This is a genomic window from Bacillus sp. AFS037270 (assembly GCF_002585305.1).
In genome coordinates, this window is sequence record NZ_NUNF01000008.1 from 110,264 (window position 1) to 127,952 (window position 17,689).

Below are 17,689 nucleotides of genomic sequence, written 5' to 3' on the forward strand. Positions count from 1 at the left end.
CTGAATTTCACCTTGCTTTAGAGAGTTAATGCAATGAAAATAGTATGGCAGAAAACCTTCCAAACTCATGTTATTAAAGCTCCCATCGTGATATAAAATACACATGCAACAGTTTAGGGAGGGAATTACACTTGATTAAACAAAAACTAATACTTGTAGGAAATGGAATGGCAGGGGTTCGTGCCATTGAAGAAGTGCTGAAACTTAACCGGGAAGATTTTGAAATTACGATTTTTGGAAGTGAACCATATCCAAACTATAACCGAATTCAGTTATCAACGGTTTTACAAGGAGGTACTTCCGTTAAGGATATCACATTAAATGACGATCAGTGGTATGAGGACAACGGAATCACTCTTTTTACCGGGGAAACGGTTGTTTCCATTGATAAGGAAAGACAAGTGGTTATGACTGATAAAGGAAGAATCGAACCGTATGACAAATTGATCATTGCAACCGGATCGAATCCGTTCATGCTGCCGTTACCAGGGGCAGATAAAGAAGGCGTGACGGCTTTCCGGAATATCAAAGACTGCGAAAAAATGATTGAATATTCAAAACAATATAAAAAGGCCGCCGTTATTGGTGGCGGACTACTTGGACTTGAAGCCGCTCGTGGATTATTAAATTTAGGGATGGAAGTCGACGTCATTCACATCTTCGACTACTTGATGGAACGACAATTAGACCGTACCGCAGGGAAACTTTTACAAAAGGAACTAGAAAAACAGGGAATGAATTTTCTACTAGAAAAACATACCGCTGAGATCCTCGGTAAGAAACATGTAACAGGCGTTAAATTTAAAGATGGCAGTAAGATTAAAGCAGATTTAGTTGTCATGGCGGTTGGAATTAAGCCTAATATTGAATTAGCTCAAAAAGCCGGTCTATCGGTTAACCGCGGAATAGTCGTGAATGATTATTTAGAAACGGATACTCCTGATATTTATGCAGTCGGGGAATGTGCAGAGCATCGCGGTACGGCCTATGGCTTAGTAGCACCTCTTTATCAGCAGGCCCAAGTGTTAGCAAAGCGGATTTGCGGAATAGAGGAGGAAGGTTATCATGGGTCCGTCCTTTCAACTCAACTAAAAGTATCAGGTGTTGATGTATTCTCATCAGGAAAAATCAATGAGGATGAGGATACAAAGGTATATAAAATGTACGATGATTGGAGCGGGGTTTATAAAAAAGTTCTAATTGAAAATGGGAAAATCGCTGGCGCTGTTCTGTTTGGCGATACAAAGGATGGGAATCAACTCTTAGGTCTCATTAAGAAAGGTGCAAGTATCGAGGAGTATTTAGAGACCTCAAAAAGTCAATCGTCAGAGGTTAGTCTTGTTGCCGAGATGGCAGATGAAGAAATCATTTGCGGCTGTAATGGTGTCAGCAAAGGTACCATTGTTGAAGCGATTCGAACTCAAGGTTTAACTTCGGTCGACCAAGTAAAGGGCTGCACCAATGCTTCCCGTTCATGCGGCGGTTGTAAATCATTAGTGGCCGATTTGTTAGCCTGTACACTGGGTGACCAATTTAAAGCAGATGAAAAAGAAGCGATTTGCAGCTGCACAACATTATCACGCGATGAAATTGTAGAGGAAATTCGCACGAAGCGATTGACACATATCCGTGAAGTTATGAATGTCTTAGGCTGGAAAACAGATGGATGTTCCAAGTGTAAGCCGGCACTTAATTACTATCTAGGGATGATTTATCCAACGGAGTATCAGGATGAGAAAGAAGCCCGCTTCGTAAATGAGAGGCTGCATGCCAATATCCAAAAGGATGGCACTTACTCAGTTGTACCGAGAATGTATGGCGGAGTAACGACGTCTGAGGACTTGCGAAAAATTGCGGACGTTGCCGATAAATATCAAGTTGGCACCATTAAGGTGACTGGCGGTCAGCGAATTGATTTACTCGGCGTGAAAAAAGAGGATTTACCGAAGATTTGGGCAGAACTTGATATGCCATCTGGAGCGGCATATGCGAAAGGACTTCGAACTGTAAAAACTTGTGTTGGTGAAAGTTACTGCCGCTTTGGTACACAAGATTCGATTGGCTTAGGAATCCGATTAGAAAAGAAATTCGAAGGCTTAAACACTCCTCATAAAGTTAAAATGGCGGTCTCCGCTTGTCCAAGGAACTGTGCCGAAAGCGGGATTAAAGACGTTGGCGTTGTTGGTACGGATGGGGCATGGGAAATGTATGTAGGTGGAAATGGCGGTACCCATCTTCGTGCAGCTGATTTGTTATTCAAGTTCAAAACGGATGATGAGCTTGTCGAAATGATTGGGGCATACCTCCAGTATTATCGTGAAACAGCTAATTATTTAGAAAGAACTTCTGCCTGGGTGGATCGACTTGGACTAGATCATATAAGGGAAGTCCTTTCGGATGCTGAAACTGTAAAAATGTTGAACTTCCGTATTGATGAGGCACTTTCGATTGTTCAAGACCCATGGAAAGAAGCCATTGAGAATAAAACACTTTTAAGAGACCTTTATGAGACGGTAAAAATTCCAACAGGTGTTAAATAGAAGGGAGAGCAGTTTTTATGGAAGATACAATTAAGCGAGTTTTTATAGGAAATACAGAGGATATGCCAAAAAAATTAGGGAAAACAACGGTGATTGGAAATACGGAAATAGCTGTTTTTCGATTAGAGAATGGAGACATTCGCGCCATTGAAAACCGATGCCCTCATAAAGGGGGCGTCCTTGCGGAGGGGATCGTCAGCGGAGAGTTTGTATTTTGTCCCATGCATGATTGGAAAATTTGCGTTACCGATGGGAAAGTTCAAGCACCTGATATAGGATGTGTCAAATCCTTCCCTGTAGAGGTTATTGAAGATCAAGTGTTTATTTTAGTAGATGAAGAGAAGTAAATACTCTTTGCCTTGTGAAGGGAGTGAAGCAGTTGTCATTAGTTAGTCCTAATCAAGTAATTGAAAGTATGATTCAGTCTGGGGAAGCCAAAGCAAAATTACCTGTTAGGGATTTATTAATCCGAGGAGCGCTTTCTGGTGCTCTGCTTGGATTCGGTACCACATTAGCCTTTACAGCCGAAGTGCAGACAGGAATGGGGATTGTTGGGGCAGTGCTATTTCCAGCGGCCTTTGTAATTATCATTCTACTCGGGCTAGAATTGGTCACCGGAAGTTTTGCGCTCCTTCCTGTGGCTGTCTTGGGGAAAAAGGCTACTGTCGGTCAGATGATAAGGAATTGGTTATGGGTAATTGTTGGACATATTTTAGGAAGTATTATCTACGCACTTTTATATATCATTGCTATTACTCAACTTGGGCATGTAAATAACAACCCAGTCGCAGCAAAAATCATTACTGTAGCGGAAACCAAAACATTGGGTTACAAGAACCTCGGTACAGACGGATTAATTGTTGTTTTTGTAAAAGCAATGTTATGTAATTGGATGGTTACTCTGGGGGCAGTTATGGCCATGACCACTAAGTCGGTCGGCGGAAAAATCGCCGCCATGTGGCTGCCAATCCTAATCTTTTTTGCACAAGGGTTTGAACACGCGGTTGTCAATATGTTTGTTATACCAGCCGGAATGATGCTTGGTGCACACGTGACATTAGCTGATTGGCTGTTATGGAATCAACTTCCAGTAACGGTTGGGAATCTTTTTGGAGGATTTCTATTTACAGGTTTAGCCTTATACTTAACACATGGAAAAACAGCGTCAAAGATGATTTTGGAAGTACCCAAAACAGGGAAAACAGCAGCAAGCCGGTAATAGTAAGGAGGCGGTTTTATGGGGAAGGCCTATATCGTTGGAGCAGGTCCTGGTGACCCGGAATTAATTACGGTAAAAGCATTAAAATGCATCCAAATGGCAGATGTCATTCTTTATGATCGTCTGGTGAACCGTGATTTGCTAAGGGAAGCAAAGCGAGATTGTGAGATTATCTTTTGTGGAAAACAACCAACACATCATACAATGAAACAGGAAATTATTAATGATTTATTAGTTCAATTTACGAGCCAGGGAAAAACAGTTGTTCGGTTGAAAGGCGGAGACCCATTTGTATTTGGCCGGGGTGGCGAAGAGGCCGCAGCTTTAGCGGAGAATGGATTACAGTTTGAAGTGGTTCCCGGTATTACGGCCGGGATAGCGGCACCTGCGTATGCGGGAATTCCGATTACACACCGGGAATATGGCAATTCATTTGCTGTTGTAACAGGCCATTGCTCCAAAGGTAAACCTACCGACATTGATTGGGAAAGCTTGGGGAAAGCCGTTGATACGATTGCGATATATATGGGGATTGGCAACCTTTCTTATATTTGTCAGCAACTGATTAGCCATGGAAAAACAGAACATACACCTGTGGCGGTAATTGAGCAGGGGACATGGGTAGAGCAGCGAACGGTTACAGGAACCTTGAGTTCTATTGGCGATGTTGTTGAAAAAGAAGGCGTACAGAACCCGGCCATGATTGTGGTAGGTGAAGTGGTCCGGTTTCGTGAAAAATTGCTTTCGTTACAGGGCAAGGCTTCGGTACCTGATATTGTAACAAGTGAAGAAGTAATGGCAATGTAATAGGTAGTAGAGTAGAGGAGAGAATCAAAACTGATTTTCTCCTCTTTTTTGTTATGTAACTCATATTTATTTGACTTTCGGTTAATTTAACAGACATTGGATAACTTATGTTGTCGGTAAAAAAACAATTCACATATGTTATTTTAAAAAATCAACTAAAAAAGGAAATCAAACTTTTATATTGAATTCTTATGAAAAACCAACTGCATCGATAAAAGGAGTGTTTTAAATGTACGAACTCAAAACAAAGGAAACCGATAATTGTGTCCTTGAGTTTATCGAAAATGTGGATCACCCCAAAAAGCGAGAAGATGCCTATCAGCTACTAGATATTTTTACAGAAACAACCGGTTATCCAGCAAAAATGTGGGGTCCAAGTATCATTGGATTTGATCCTATCACTATAAATATGCTTCTGGCCATGAGGGCGATGCTCCATTAGTTGGCTTCTCCCCTAGAAAGGCTAAAATAAGCTTATATTTTGCTCCAGGAGAAACCAAACGGGAAGAACTTTTAATAAACTTTGGTAAACATACTTCCGGGAAAGGCTGTGTGTATATTAATAAAGTAGCGGATATAGATATCGATGTTCTAAAGGAGTTAATTAATCAATCTGTAAAATTTTTAAAAGAAACTTACCCAGAATAACATAAGTAAAAAATTTGTAAAAGTGAATTTTTTTTACTTTTGTTTCGTCTAATTTAGAAGAAAGGGGATGAGATTGAATTGGATAAAAGAATCCACATCAAATTAATCAACTAGATTATTTTATTTATGCAGATAAGTTTTATCCGTTATTCCCATTTTTAATGTTATTAAGTACAAGTATTATCTTTATTTTAATCATTTATAAAATTGGAATACTTACCGGATCATCCATATATCCAAAATTTAAATTAACGTGCAGAAATGTGGGTTTTTTAAGTTATACAACATTCCCTTCAAAGACTTCCTGTTGTAACAAATTGATGGTAAAAGATTTAGTCCAGAAAGATTAAATTTCAATTAAACTGTCATTTATGTGTTATATGGCCATTATATTATATGAAATAATCGCATTGATTAAAAATTAGGAACAAATGTACACAGTTAAAAAGGGGATGGCGTAAATGGTGATTGAAAGTATATGTCCTAAATGTGGAGAGATTAATCAAGTAAAAGAAACTGGCGAAAAACTACTTTTCGTAAAGTGCAAAAACAACCATTTTTATGACCACGTTGTAATCCCGTACTCCAGAATGGCTGAACTTAAAGATGATAAACGGAGGAAGCTCGAAGAAATGATTGTTGAGAAAAAGTTTCATCGTATGAGCGATAAGTCAACTATATGTCTGTTAATCTTTGAAAATGGTTATGAAGTAGAAGGACGCTCCACGGTCCGAGACAAAGCTGATTTTCGTATGGTAATTGGCAAGGATAAAGCCTATGAACAAGCATTAAAAAAGGCCATGGTTGCGCTAGGTGCGTATTTAGTATAATACCAAGAAAAGGTTTGGTAGTTTTTTTATAATTCAATGGTAAGAAAGAAGAAATTAAATGAAGAACTAATATTTAATCGGGAGACCATTTTTTATGATGGTCTTCCACTGTTAGATTAAATGATTTCGTAAAATCTCAGCATGTTTGCGGTTGTTATCAATTACTTCTTCTGCTAACTGCCGGCTCTTTGGATCCAAGTCACCTCTAACTAACTCCTCTGAATATTGAACGCCATATTTTTCGAAACCATGTATCGCGTCTTCTAAGATAGGATCAGTCTCATCTGAAAGCATGAGTTTATGCATAAAGCTGTGCATCGAACCTGAGAATCCCTCATCATCGGCGGGGACACAACCCAAGTCTTGAATTCGTTCGGCTAATTTTAAGGCATCTATCTTGATTTCCTGCTGCATGGACTGAAAGACTTTTTTTACATAATCATCATCCACTTTTTGAATGTAGTGTTCTATTGAACGTATCCCCATATAGGTCCCTCTTAGTAACGTGTTCAATTCCTCAATAATTGTGTCATTCGTCATAAAAATCACTTCCTTTTTCCTATTATGGTAAAGGTGAGTTCATTGTATTCTAAAAAAAGAGGGTTATTAATAAATCTATTAATATACAAATAAATAAGTTATCATTATAGTAAATGATTACCAAAGGAGATGTACAATGAAACCAATTGAGCATTTACGACCATTATTAAAAAGTTTTGTAGAAAAAGGACCAGTGGGATGTGCATGTTCTGTTTATCATCAAAATGAACAAGTATTCGAAGACTATGTTGGTTATGCAGACTTGGATACCAAGAAACCTATAACACCAGATACCATATACCGCATATATTCGATGACTAAAGTGGTTACCTGTGTAGCAGCCTTAATGCTCTATGAGCGGGGATTATTTTTATTAGAGGATCCGCTCGAGGAATATCTTCCCGAATTTAAAAATCCTCAAGTATATCGTGAAGGTAAAAGTGGGGAAGTTTATGCAACACCTGCAGCAAAATCTATTCGAGTCAAAGACCTGTTCACAATGACTTCCGGGTTAACGTACGAAGGAGAATCAAATGAAACGGAACGACAAGTAAATAAAGCAATGAATGGTTTACGAAAAAAGGGTACCTTTACCGTTAGAGAGCTATCTAAAGCCTTAGCTACTATCCCGTTAGCGTTTGATCCAGGTACACAATGGCGATACAGTCTAAGTCATGATGTGCTAGGAGCATTCATTGAAGTGGTGTCAGGCAAATCATTTGGACAATTTTTGCGGGAAAAGATTTTTCAACCGCTTTCAATGGAAGATACCTTTTTCAAGATTCCTGAGGATAAGAAGGCCCGTTTAAGCAGCTTATATGATTGGAAAGAACCAGGCACTTTGCAGAAAAATAGTAGATTGGATGCGGAATATCAATCTGGAACCCTGAATGAAAGTGGTGGGGGAGGCTTGTTGGCCACTTTGAGTGACTACAGCCGTTTTGCCCATATGCTTGCAAACGGTGGAACTCTGGAGGGCGAACGTATTCTTGGGAGAAAAACGGTAGAGTTAATGGCCATGAATCATCTCCAGCCCGAGCAAGTTTCTTCATTTAACTGGGAGCACTTAAAAGGTTATGGCTATGGTCTTGGTGTAAGAACGATGATGAATCCAGCATTGGCAGGAAGTAATAGTTCGATTGGTGAATTTGGCTGGATGGGAATGGCGGGAACATGGGTTATGATTGATCTAAAAGAGCAGCTTTCCGCTGTGTATATGCATCAGCTGTTGCCGAATTTTGAAACCTATACCCAGCCTAGGCTGCGAAATGTGATTTATGGAGCATTGTAATAATGGGACATTTTTAGCATTCTAATCATTTTACCTATAATACTTAATTCGAATATTTCTGTAAGGAAATGGAAAGAATGTGCTTATAAATGGTAAAAGGAAGAATGTAATGGACCTAACTCGTATCCAACTAACTGCATCGGAAATAACAGGTCTTTGGACTCAGTATATGTTTGATTCTATGTCTATTTGTTTTATCAAGTATGCATTAGAGCATATAGAAGACAAAGAAATTATCGAGATTTATAGCTTCTCTCTTGAGCTTGCTGAAAGACATGTTCAAAGAGGAAAAGAGTTTTTTAAGGGTGAAAATTATCCTATTCCCAAAGGTTTTACAGAAAAAGATGTTCATACAAAAGCCCCGCGTCTTTTTCAAGATCCTTTCTATCTATATTATATGTACATTATGTCATTACAAGGGCTAACTGGATATGCTCTTTCATTAGGTAATTCGATAAGAGCTGATCTTCGTAAATATCATATGGATTGTAACACTGAAACCATGATCCTTTTTGAAAAAACAATCGACACGATGCTGTCAAAAGGGATTTACACTCGGCCGCCTGTCATAAGTCCACCTGAACAAATTGACTTTGTTAAACAACAAAGCTTTTTAACAGGCTGGTTTGGGACAAGGCGTCCATTAACTGGGATGGAAATTGGTGATATAACCTTTAATTTGTATAAGATGCACCAGCATGTTGCTTTAAAGGTTGGTTTTAGTCAGGTGGCTGAATCTAAAAAGGTCCGTCAATACATTAAAAGAGGGATGGAAATTGCAAATAAGCATATCTCTACATTTGAAAGAGTTTTACGTGAAGAGAAACTAAATTATCCGATATCGTGGCAATCACAAGTAACGAACTCAACCATCTCCCCTTTTTCAGATAAATGGATTATGTATCAAATCCTCTTGTCAACCCAAGTAACGATTGCTTTTTATGGATCAGCTTTGAGTGTTACGGCAAGGAGAGATTTAGCGGAAAAATATATTGGTCTTACAAGCGAATTAATCAGATATGCTGAGGATGGAATGAACCTGATGATTGATAATGGGTGGTTAGAAGAACCCCCGAAGGCGTCTGATCGCAGAGCACTTACTCAAGGGAAAAAGGAAGGTATGGGCGAAGAGGGAAAATGAATGGATGGTAATCGACAAAAGACCCATCAGAGTCGAGTAAACTCAGTATGGGTCTTTTTAGTTTACTCAGCTAATTGTTTTTGATAGCTGTTTCTTTTGATTTTAAGACTTACATTAATCACTGCAGCAAGCCAAAGGACGGCCAAAATTATATACGTTAAGAGACTTATTATGTGTGAAGCTTCTAATGCCCCTAAAAGCGTCCTTATATTAGTTATGATAATAATTCCGCCAACTAGTGTTCCTAACAGGTTTGTAGGGATAATCTTGACTAACCAAGCAGCGATAGGAGCTGCGATGATGCCGCCAATCATTAAGGCAATCACCCATTGAAGATTAATTTGAGTCCATCCTAAGGTTAACAGGAAGCCTAATGTCGAGGAAATCGCTATTGCGAATTCACTTGTATCGACCGAACCAATCACTTTTCTTGGCTCCATTTTACTGCTGGTTAACAAGACAGGTGTGGCAATTGGACCCCAGCCGCCTCCGCCTGTTGCATCGAAAAATCCGGCGATAAATCCTAAAGGAATCAACTGCTTTTTTCCTAATTTCTTTCCAGACAATTTACTGGTTGGATTAAATTTAAACAAAAAACGATAAATGACATAGACTCCTAACATGAACAGAAAAAGGGATACATATGGTTTTACAATATCACCAGGGATACTGCCCAGAAAACAAGCTCCGATAAAGGCACCAATTGACCCTGGGATAATTAATTTATAGACAACGCTTTTATCCACGTTTCCAAACCGAATGTGAGAAACTCCTGATGCGGCAGTGGTGACAACCTCTGCCATGTGAACTGAGGCTGAGGCAACAGCTGGGGCGATTCCAAACATAAGCAGTAATGAAGTGGAAGTAACTCCATAGGCCATCCCTAAGGAACCATCAACCAACTGTGCGGCCAAACCTATTAGGGCAAGTACGACTAACCTCCTCATAAAAAACCTCTCCTTTTTATATATTTCCTGAATAGACTAGTTAAAAGGAATAAAAGAGAAATTAAATGAATAAGACTCTTTGTAATTGTCGACTAATCCAATCAAGTTTCTAACCTACGATATGAAAGGACAAAATTTTGGGTTCTTTTTTAGAGTAAAAATGGTTAATTGCCTAGATATAGAAGGAGAGAGTTAGCATGAAAATTTCAAGCCGGGGAGAATATGCCTTACGGGCACTGATTTGTTTGGGGAAAAATGAACATGACCTTACTTCGATAGGTGATATTTCTGAACAAACGTTAGTTCCAATTAATTATTTAGAGCAACTCCTGCTGCAGTTGAAAAGAAATGGATACGTCCAAAGCAAAAGAGGAGTGAACGGCGGCTATAAGCTAAGTAAACACCCCAGTGAGATTATTATTGGAGAGGTCATTAGGAATTTAGAAGGGCCGCTGGCTCCAATGGGATGTGTAAGTATTACCTCTTACGAAAGTTGTCCATTGGAGGAGGGTTGTCAATTAAAACCTTTATGGGCTCTTGTTCGGGATACAGTGGCGAAGTTATTAGACCGTACGACTTTAAAGGATTTATTGGATGGAAACGGATATGCTCTCGATAAACTAGTTTAAAAGCATGAAAGATATCCCTTTCAGTATGTTAAATGGAAGGGATATTTTTTTGGAACCATTTTTATGGTATTTCTTTTTGCAGATGTAAATAATAATAAAATACGAACAGACGGTAAAAAAGAGGGAAGTTTCCACTTGTCCTAGTTTAAAAACTATCGGTAAAATGGAATGAATCTAGTTTTCATGTTCAATTTTGTGGAGGAAACAGCATGGCGCAAATACGAATGGTAAAAAGAGAAGATTTAGCTGATTTAGTAGTTTTAGAAAATCGTTGCTTTTTAAAAGAAGAGGCAGCAACAGAAGAAGCTTTTAAGAAGAGGATTGAAACGATATCTGATAGTTTCTTTGTTGCGAAAGTGGAAGGTGTTATTGTAGGTCTTATCAACGGACCAGTGATTGAGGCACCTTACATAACAGATGATTTATTCAGTGAGATCAAAGTGAACCCTCGAACTGGCGGACATCAAAGTGTATTAGGGTTAGCGGTGTCTCCTGAATATCAAAATCAAGGTATTGCTGGAGCATTACTGGCTAATTTAGAAAAAGATGCAAAAGAGAAACATCGTGAGACAATCACTCTAACATGCAAAAAGGATTTAGTTGGCTTTTATGAAAAACATGGATACGTTAATCAAGGGGTATCAAGCTCTGAACATGGTGGTGTTACATGGTATAACATGGTTAAACCATTGAAATAGGCTTTTAGTTTTGTTAGACTGTGAAACTTTTTCATAAACTCGTGCGAATAATAATTAGATAGACAGAAAGGAAGTATCCCCTCAGTCCATTTGCGAAACCTTGCATTAATAAGGTCTCGTAATGGCTGGGGGATTTTTTTTCCTTTTATAGAAGTAGTTTGCCAAGGATTGGACAGACTTTATGGTCAAGAATCAGTGGCTGGAACAGCCGCCAAAAGCAACAGATAGAAAAAAATTATCAGAAAGCTAATATATAAATCGAGAGGGGTCCGTTAACTCGGATGACCCTTTTTTTATTATTTTTAGAGTCTAGGACAATCGAGTTTTGTTGAATCTTCTTTCTTTTTCAGTTCAAATATTTCGGGAGTGAAAATAATTTATTTTTATGTTAAGATGGCACTATTAAAAAGGAAAATAATTCTTTGGCTTCGCTGGGAGATGGATAATCATGCTATTGTGGAAACGGAATTTATGGGTACTATGGGTTGGGGTCTTTTTTACAGCAGCAAGTTTTTCCATGGTCATCCCTTTTTTGCCGATTTTTCTTTTGCAAATTGGTGTCCACGAACATACCGAAATGTGGGCAGGGCTATTATTTAGTTCCGCATTTTTTGCAGGTGCGCTCGCCTCGCCGTTTTGGGGAAGGATGGCCGATAAATACGGTAGAAAACCAATGATTGTCCGCGCTGGTTTTGTCCTGTTTGTCATTTATACTTTAATGGCTTTCGTGACAAATCCTTATCAGATTTTAGCACTGCGGATCTTTCAGGGATTATTAAGTGGTTTCATTCCAGGGGCCATAGCCTTAATTGGCACCAATACACCCGGAAACAAAGTGGGGTATGCCTTATCGATGATTTCCACTGCTTCAGCATCAGGAGGAATCATTGGTCCTCTTCTAGGTGGAGGGATTGCGGACCTAGTGGGTAATCGCTGGGCATTTGCGAGTGCAGGAATCATTGTTTGTTTATCGACTTTATTAATTATTTTTTGGGTAGTAGAGGAGAATTTTACCCCAAGTAAGGGGAAGGGGTCTGTTAAAGAGGATTTTAAAGTGGCAGTAGATAACCGGCCGTTTTTATTAGTGCTCATTCTCACACTGGTGACTAGTTGTTCCGTGATGACGATTGAACCGGTTCTTCCTTTATATATCGTAAAATTGGGAGGTTCTTCTGAAAATGCCTCTTTCCTTGCAGGGGTTGTGTTTTCTCTTCCGGGGATCGCCAGTGCTTTATTTGCCCCGTATTGGGGAAAATGGGCAGACAGAGTGGGCTTTCAACGTGTTTTATTCATAGGGCTGCTTGGCGGCGGCCTTGGAACAATAGCACAAATTGTTTTTACGCATATTTGGGGATTTTCGATGATTCGTTTTGTTTACGGAATTTTCTTCTGTGCCGTATATCCTGCATTAAATGGTCTTGTTGTAAAGTCCACTCCGGAGGATTTCCGGGGAAGAGCATTTAGTTTAAGTCAAACGGCAAACCAATTAGGAGGAATGGTGGGACCGATGATCGGCGGGTTCCTTGGCGGCATCTTCCCTGTTTACAGTGTATTTATCGTGACAGGGGCTCTATTGTTGGTTGCTATGGGAACCGCGTACTGGAATGCTGGTACATTAAATACGAAAATGAAGAGACCTGCCGTTTCTGGAAAATAGTTAGTAGAATTTTTGATAAAGAAGAGTCCTGTGATAGTAGGAACTCTTCTTTTGTTTTTTTTAGCTAATTCTGGGAATTGTTACGAAGAATAGAGTATATTATAGAAGTAGATTTTATACATATTTTTTTACACCGTGTTTCAAAATTAAATAGAAGAAGGCAGGTTAATCGCTATGGATTATGTAAAACTAGGGAATACAGGATTGGATGTATCCCGTCTTTGTATAGGATGTATGAGCTTTGGTGTTCCAGAACGAGGTAACCACCAATGGGTACTAGATGAAGCAAAGAGCCGGCCGATCATTAAAAAGGCGCTCGATTATGGAATTAATTTCTTTGATACGGCAAATGTGTATTCTGATGGCACAAGTGAGGAAATTGTAGGCAGGGCCCTAAAAGACTATGCTAACAGGGATGAGATTGTGATTGCAACAAAGGTCCATGGCCGTATGCATCAGGGACCTAATGGAGGTGGGCTATCCCGTAAAGCAATCATGAGTGAGATTGATCATAGTCTCAAACGGCTGGGAACTGATTATGTAGACCTTTATCAAATTCACCGCTGGGATTACGATACGCCAATCGAGGAAACGATGGAGGCATTGCATGATGTCGTGAAAGCAGGGAAAGCCAGATACATTGGCGCTTCATCCATGTATGCATGGCAATTTCTAAAAGCGTTACATATTGCCGAGAAAAATGGCTGGACAAAATTTGTTTCGATGCAAAATCATTTAAATCTTTTGTATCGAGAAGAGGAACGAGAAATGCTGCCGCTTTGTAAAGAAGAGAAAATTGCTGTTATTCCATGGAGTCCGCTTGCACGAGGTAAGTTAACAAGAGATTGGGAGGAAACAACAACACGTTCGGAGACAGATGAATTCGGTAAAACACTTTATGCTGCAACCGCTGAAGCAGATCGTCTTGTCGTCAGCCGGGTTGCAGAATTAGCTTCAAAACGGGAAGTGCCTCGGGCCCAAGTAGCGCTAGCGTGGGTATTGCAAAAAGAACCTGTATCCGCACCGATAATTGGTGCGACGAAAATGGCTCATTTGGAGGATGCTGTCGGAGCACTTTCAGTAAAATTAACTCCTGAAGAGCTGGCGTTTTTAGAACAACCCTACGTGCCTCATCCAGTCTTGGGTTTTAGATAATCTTAAAACAACTATCAATTTTTATTAAGTATCATCAAAGTATAATCCTATCCCTGAAGCAAACAATAAGTTTGGTGTAATATGCACCAAAACAATGATGTGGAGGAAGATTACATGAACGTACGTGAAGGATTAATTCCTACTGCATTAGGGACAGCTGTAACCGCTACAGGTTACGTTCTTAAGCAAAAACGAGGAACCAATAAAATGATCGCGAACACAGTTTTCGGTTTTGGTTTAGCACACGTCGTGTTGGGTGTAATCGACCTTGTTGAACATCGTCATTAAAAAAGAAGGAGGCAGCAGTAAAATCTGCTCGCCTTCTTTTTTAAATAGATGGGAATCCTGAAAAAATTTACCGTTGAAAATAAAAGCTATAAACAATGCATATAATTCTCAGCTTGATCCCAAGGTACGGAAAAGCCTTGTCCTTTTGAACAAAAAATAGAGGATGACGTGTATTCCGAATCGGCATCCTTATTGTATTGTCTTTTTTCTAATACCTCTTCTTGGTTGTGACACGGATAATATCCGCCAACCACGAGATTCATCGTACCCTTTCCCTGCGTAAGGGAAGCAAATTCAGGACCATAGTTCATGAAAGTGGCTACTGGAACTTGACCTGAAAGAAAAGCTTTAGTTCCCTCGGTAACAGGGGTTTCAAATATGCCATGTGCCTGCTGGATATCGTTTAGCACTTTCCCAATTAGATCTAAATCTATTTTTATTTTAAAATCGTAAAATGGTTCAAGCAGAATATTGTCCGCCTTTTCTAATCCTTGCCTTAGTGCCCGGAAGGCTGCCTCTCTAAAGTCCCCTCCAGAGGTATGTTTGTTATGGGCTCGTCCTGTTACTAAAGTAATTTTTAAATCAGTCAGAGGGGAGCCTGTTAGTATCCCATGATGCTCGCGCTCAAATAGGTGCGTTTGAATAACGTTCTGGGTACCAACTGGTAAATGATCGGTATGACAAACACTTTTGAAGGTAATGCCGTTATTTCTCTCGGCTGGCTCTAATTTAAGATGTACTTCTGCATAGTGACCTAATGGTTCAAAGTGGCCATACCCCATTACCTCCGACGTTATCGTCTCTTTATATAAGATTTCCGGTTCAGCAAACGAGACGTTAAGGTTGAACCGTTCTTTAACTACTTGTTGAAGTACTTCAAGTTGAATTGTTCCCATTACATGAATATGAATTTCCTGCGCTCGTTCTTCCCAAGTAACATTTAGTGCTGGGTCTTCGGAGTTAAGGATTTGAAAATACCGTAAAACTTCTTTTACGTTTAGAGTAGGATCATGAATTACTTTTGATTTCAATGCTGAAATCAGTTCAAAATGAGCTTTTTTCTTTAAAGTTCCTAAACCATCACCGGCAGAAGCAGAAGAGAGTCCAGTTACCGCAAACAGATCACCAGCAGAAACATGGTCTACGGTTTGAAATTTAGTTCCATTGTATAGTCTGAGTTGGGTAACCTTTTCGCAAAGCGTTTCTTCTCCGCTATCATAGTAAATTTCATCTCGTACTTTTAAACTGCCCGCCAAGGCTTTTATAAACGTTAGTCGTGTCCCTTTTTCATCATAGCGAATTTTGTAGACTCTTCCTGCAAAAGGTTCATCTTTGTCATAGTTTGCCTCGGTTAACAAGTTCAATTTTTCTAAAAAACTTTCAATACCGACTCCTTGCAGGGCTGAACCATATGTACATGGAAAAATCTGATTGTTATTAAAGAGTGTTTTCATTGTATTGAACCATAATTCAGCTTCATAACCATCTTCCATATATTTTTCTAACAGGTCTTCATGACGTTCCGCTATAAATTCAATCAACTCTTCACACATATCTTCATGCAACAATGTGTTGTTAATATCACATACATCCTCGGTTAATTGCGTTCTAATTTCTTCCATTACATTTACTGCATTCGCACCAACTCGGTCCACTTTATTAATAAAGAAGAAAGTAGGGACATGGTGTTTTTGAAGCAAACGCCAAACGGTTTCCGTGTGCCCTTCAATCCCTTCAACCGCACTAATAATGATGATGGCAAAGTCCATTACCTGAATAGCTCGTTCCATTTCAGGAGAAAAGTCGACATGGCCAGGAGTATCAATTAAGTAGTAGTTTGAACCATTATATGTAAACATCGCTTGGTCGGCAAAGACAGTTATCCCTCTTTGTTTTTCGATTTCATGCGTATCGAGAAAGGTATCCTTATGGTCAACCCGGCCTTTTTGTCTAATTGCTTTTGTCTGATAAAGTATTTGTTCCGCTAACGTTGTCTTACCGGCATCTACATGGGCAAATAATCCAATCGTTTTTTTCATGCTGTCACCTCAATCATTATTAGCCATCTTATCCCTATTATATCAAATGAAATATTGGACTTCGTAAAATAGTTTTTAACTTTAAAAAGCATTAAGAAAAAGACCAAATCAATATTGTTGACTTGGTCTTTTAACATGATTTAATTAAAAATTATTGTTGCTGCTGTTGTTGTTGTTGTTGTTGTAAATTTAGTGCTGTTTGTGTAGCTGTTATATCCATTTCTAATTGTTTGGATAGATTATCCGGCTTATAGTAACCTTTTGAAATCATGTAATTAGAAATTTGTTCGTGTGTTTTAATTGCGTCATTTAGGTATTGTGTTAAGATATCTCTAACTTCTTTAGTGGATGTCTCAGTAATAGCAAGAGCTAGGTTTTTAATTCCTGTTTTTGCAGTGATCAGGAAATCAGATGCAATGACTTGGTCAGTCATTCCACCCATGCCGGTCATGTTTTGCATCATCTGATTCATTATTGTTGTGCACCTCTATTCGTAATAAATTCTTGCAGCCTTTGAACTTGTTGTTTAGTTGCAGTAGCATCAGTACTTAGAATATTTTTTAATTCTTCATCTTGAACAAGAGCGCCCATAGTAGTTGCTTTTGTTAAGCATAAATATTTAAACATTAATAACTCATGAATTTCATGTGTTTCATGAAGTCCCATATAAGTTGTCACCATTGTATTCACCCCTTTCACACCTTGTTAGCGGTTTAGTGGAGTTAAATGTTTAGAAAATTGTGGTACGTTAGAACAGAAAATATTATTAATTACTGGAAAAAAATACTATTGAAACACAGGCAACTCGGATGTTATTATATGAAAGTTCGCTCGTGAGACACAGATTATCAACTTACGAAGTATTGGTAGATATTTTCTATTGTAAGGTACCTAGAAAAGTCGCTCACAAATAGTGTGTACGAACGAACTAAATTGGAAATAACTTTCTATTGTTTTGAAGCACACATCGTGCTAAGATGAAAAAGTCGCTCTTGAAACGATTGAGCAAGTCAATCAGAATTGGAAATAATTAATGATTGATAGAATATTAGAAATGCGATAAGATAGTATTCCTGTCGCTTTTGGTGACATTGTTCTTTGAAAACTAAACAAACAAAAACGTCAACAAACAGTAATATTAGTTTCTACTATAGAAACTAAGCCAACGTAACTTTTATGAGCTAATCAACTTTTCTGCGTATTAACGGGCAGTAATATCCTATCGGATAACTGCCCGTAGATACCCGATTGATTCGACTA

General features: G+C 38.9%; 17 protein-coding genes and 2 pseudogenes. 14 read left to right on the forward strand and 5 right to left on the reverse strand.

Going from position 1 to position 17,689, the window contains the following annotated elements; translation table 11 throughout:
- Nucleotides 1–131 precede the first annotated feature (131 nt).
- From nirB to COD92_RS03800, 7 genes and pseudogenes are all read left to right on the forward strand, one after another.
- Complete coding sequence (gene nirB / locus COD92_RS03770) at nucleotides 132–2,540, forward strand: nitrite reductase large subunit NirB (protein WP_098533548.1); 2,409 nt, start codon at nucleotides 132–134, stop codon at nucleotides 2,538–2,540.
- 17 nt (nucleotides 2,541–2,557) lie between these two features.
- On the forward strand, nucleotides 2,558–2,887 hold the full coding sequence (gene nirD, locus COD92_RS03775; protein ID WP_098533550.1) for a nitrite reductase small subunit NirD: 330 nt from the start codon (nucleotides 2,558–2,560) through the stop codon (nucleotides 2,885–2,887).
- Nucleotides 2,888–2,919: 32 nt separating this feature from the next.
- Nucleotides 2,920–3,759: a formate/nitrite transporter family protein gene (locus COD92_RS03780; protein WP_098533552.1), complete on the forward strand. Its 840-nt coding sequence runs from the start codon at nucleotides 2,920–2,922 to the stop codon at nucleotides 3,757–3,759.
- An 18-nt stretch (nucleotides 3,760–3,777) separates the two neighbouring features.
- Nucleotides 3,778–4,566, forward strand: a complete 789-nt coding sequence (gene cobA, locus COD92_RS03785; RefSeq protein WP_098533554.1) for a uroporphyrinogen-III C-methyltransferase — start codon at nucleotides 3,778–3,780, stop codon at nucleotides 4,564–4,566.
- A gap of 229 nt (nucleotides 4,567–4,795) precedes the next feature.
- Nucleotides 4,796–5,214, forward strand: a pseudogene (locus COD92_RS03790) (DUF1801 domain-containing protein).
- A gap of 98 nt (nucleotides 5,215–5,312) precedes the next feature.
- A pseudogene (locus tag COD92_RS33245) lies at nucleotides 5,313–5,564 on the forward strand (DUF4306 domain-containing protein); the annotation flags it as partial.
- Between the two features lie 111 nt (nucleotides 5,565–5,675).
- Nucleotides 5,676–6,044, forward strand: a complete 369-nt coding sequence (locus COD92_RS03800; RefSeq protein ID WP_098533558.1) for a Gp49 family protein — start codon at nucleotides 5,676–5,678, stop codon at nucleotides 6,042–6,044.
- A gap of 111 nt (nucleotides 6,045–6,155) precedes the next feature.
- Here the strand turns inward: COD92_RS03800 and COD92_RS03805 are convergent, their stop codons facing one another.
- Nucleotides 6,156–6,584, reverse strand: coding sequence for a DUF2383 domain-containing protein (locus COD92_RS03805; protein ID WP_098533560.1), 429 nt, complete (start codon nucleotides 6,582–6,584; stop codon nucleotides 6,156–6,158).
- A gap of 136 nt (nucleotides 6,585–6,720) precedes the next feature.
- Between COD92_RS03805 and COD92_RS03810 the strand changes: the two genes are divergently transcribed.
- Nucleotides 6,721–7,875: a serine hydrolase domain-containing protein gene (locus COD92_RS03810; RefSeq protein ID WP_098533562.1), complete on the forward strand. Its 1,155-nt coding sequence runs from the start codon at nucleotides 6,721–6,723 to the stop codon at nucleotides 7,873–7,875.
- 109 nt (nucleotides 7,876–7,984) lie between these two features.
- A complete protein-coding gene (locus COD92_RS03815; RefSeq protein ID WP_098533564.1) occupies nucleotides 7,985–9,016 on the forward strand; it encodes a DUF3231 family protein in 1,032 nt (343 codons plus the stop codon).
- A 62-nt stretch (nucleotides 9,017–9,078) separates the two neighbouring features.
- Here the strand turns inward: COD92_RS03815 and COD92_RS03820 are convergent, their stop codons facing one another.
- Nucleotides 9,079–9,963, reverse strand: a complete 885-nt coding sequence (locus tag COD92_RS03820; protein ID WP_098533566.1) for a sulfite exporter TauE/SafE family protein — start codon at nucleotides 9,961–9,963, stop codon at nucleotides 9,079–9,081.
- A 197-nt stretch (nucleotides 9,964–10,160) separates the two neighbouring features.
- Here COD92_RS03820 and COD92_RS03825 point away from each other — a divergent pair, with 197 nt between their 5' ends.
- The 5 genes from COD92_RS03825 to COD92_RS03845 all read left to right on the forward strand — a co-directional run bounded on the left by COD92_RS03825 (nucleotide 10,161) and on the right by COD92_RS03845 (nucleotide 14,390).
- Nucleotides 10,161–10,592 carry an RrF2 family transcriptional regulator gene (locus COD92_RS03825; RefSeq protein ID WP_098533568.1) on the forward strand — a complete coding sequence of 144 codons (432 nt, stop codon included), beginning with the start codon at nucleotides 10,161–10,163 and terminating at the stop codon, nucleotides 10,590–10,592.
- 209 nt (nucleotides 10,593–10,801) lie between these two features.
- The gene (locus tag COD92_RS03830; protein ID WP_098533570.1) at nucleotides 10,802–11,290 is read left to right on the forward strand and encodes a GNAT family N-acetyltransferase; all 489 of its coding nucleotides are present in this window, start codon (nucleotides 10,802–10,804) and stop codon (nucleotides 11,288–11,290) included.
- 448 nt (nucleotides 11,291–11,738) lie between these two features.
- Complete coding sequence (locus tag COD92_RS03835) at nucleotides 11,739–12,947, forward strand: MFS transporter (protein ID WP_098533572.1); 1,209 nt, start codon at nucleotides 11,739–11,741, stop codon at nucleotides 12,945–12,947.
- 174 nt (nucleotides 12,948–13,121) lie between these two features.
- Nucleotides 13,122–14,102 (forward strand): aldo/keto reductase, encoded by a 981-nt coding sequence (locus COD92_RS03840; RefSeq protein WP_098533574.1) that lies wholly within the window; start codon nucleotides 13,122–13,124, stop codon nucleotides 14,100–14,102.
- A 114-nt stretch (nucleotides 14,103–14,216) separates the two neighbouring features.
- On the forward strand, nucleotides 14,217–14,390 hold the full coding sequence (locus COD92_RS03845) for an asparagine synthase (RefSeq protein WP_098533576.1): 174 nt from the start codon (nucleotides 14,217–14,219) through the stop codon (nucleotides 14,388–14,390).
- Between the two features lie 86 nt (nucleotides 14,391–14,476).
- Here the strand turns inward: COD92_RS03845 and COD92_RS03850 are convergent, their stop codons facing one another.
- The 3 genes from COD92_RS03850 to COD92_RS03860 all read right to left on the reverse strand — a co-directional run bounded on the left by COD92_RS03850 (nucleotide 14,477) and on the right by COD92_RS03860 (nucleotide 17,110).
- Nucleotides 14,477–16,429: an elongation factor G gene (locus COD92_RS03850; RefSeq protein ID WP_098533578.1), complete on the reverse strand. Its 1,953-nt coding sequence runs from the start codon at nucleotides 16,427–16,429 to the stop codon at nucleotides 14,477–14,479.
- 151 nt (nucleotides 16,430–16,580) lie between these two features.
- Nucleotides 16,581–16,901 (reverse strand): spore coat protein, encoded by a 321-nt coding sequence (locus COD92_RS03855; protein WP_098533580.1) that lies wholly within the window; start codon nucleotides 16,899–16,901, stop codon nucleotides 16,581–16,583.
- The gene (locus COD92_RS03860) at nucleotides 16,901–17,110 is read right to left on the reverse strand and encodes a hypothetical protein (RefSeq protein ID WP_098533582.1); all 210 of its coding nucleotides are present in this window, start codon (nucleotides 17,108–17,110) and stop codon (nucleotides 16,901–16,903) included. Before COD92_RS03860 ends, COD92_RS03855 begins: the two co-directional genes overlap by 1 nt.
- Nucleotides 17,111–17,689: the final 579 nt, after the last annotated feature.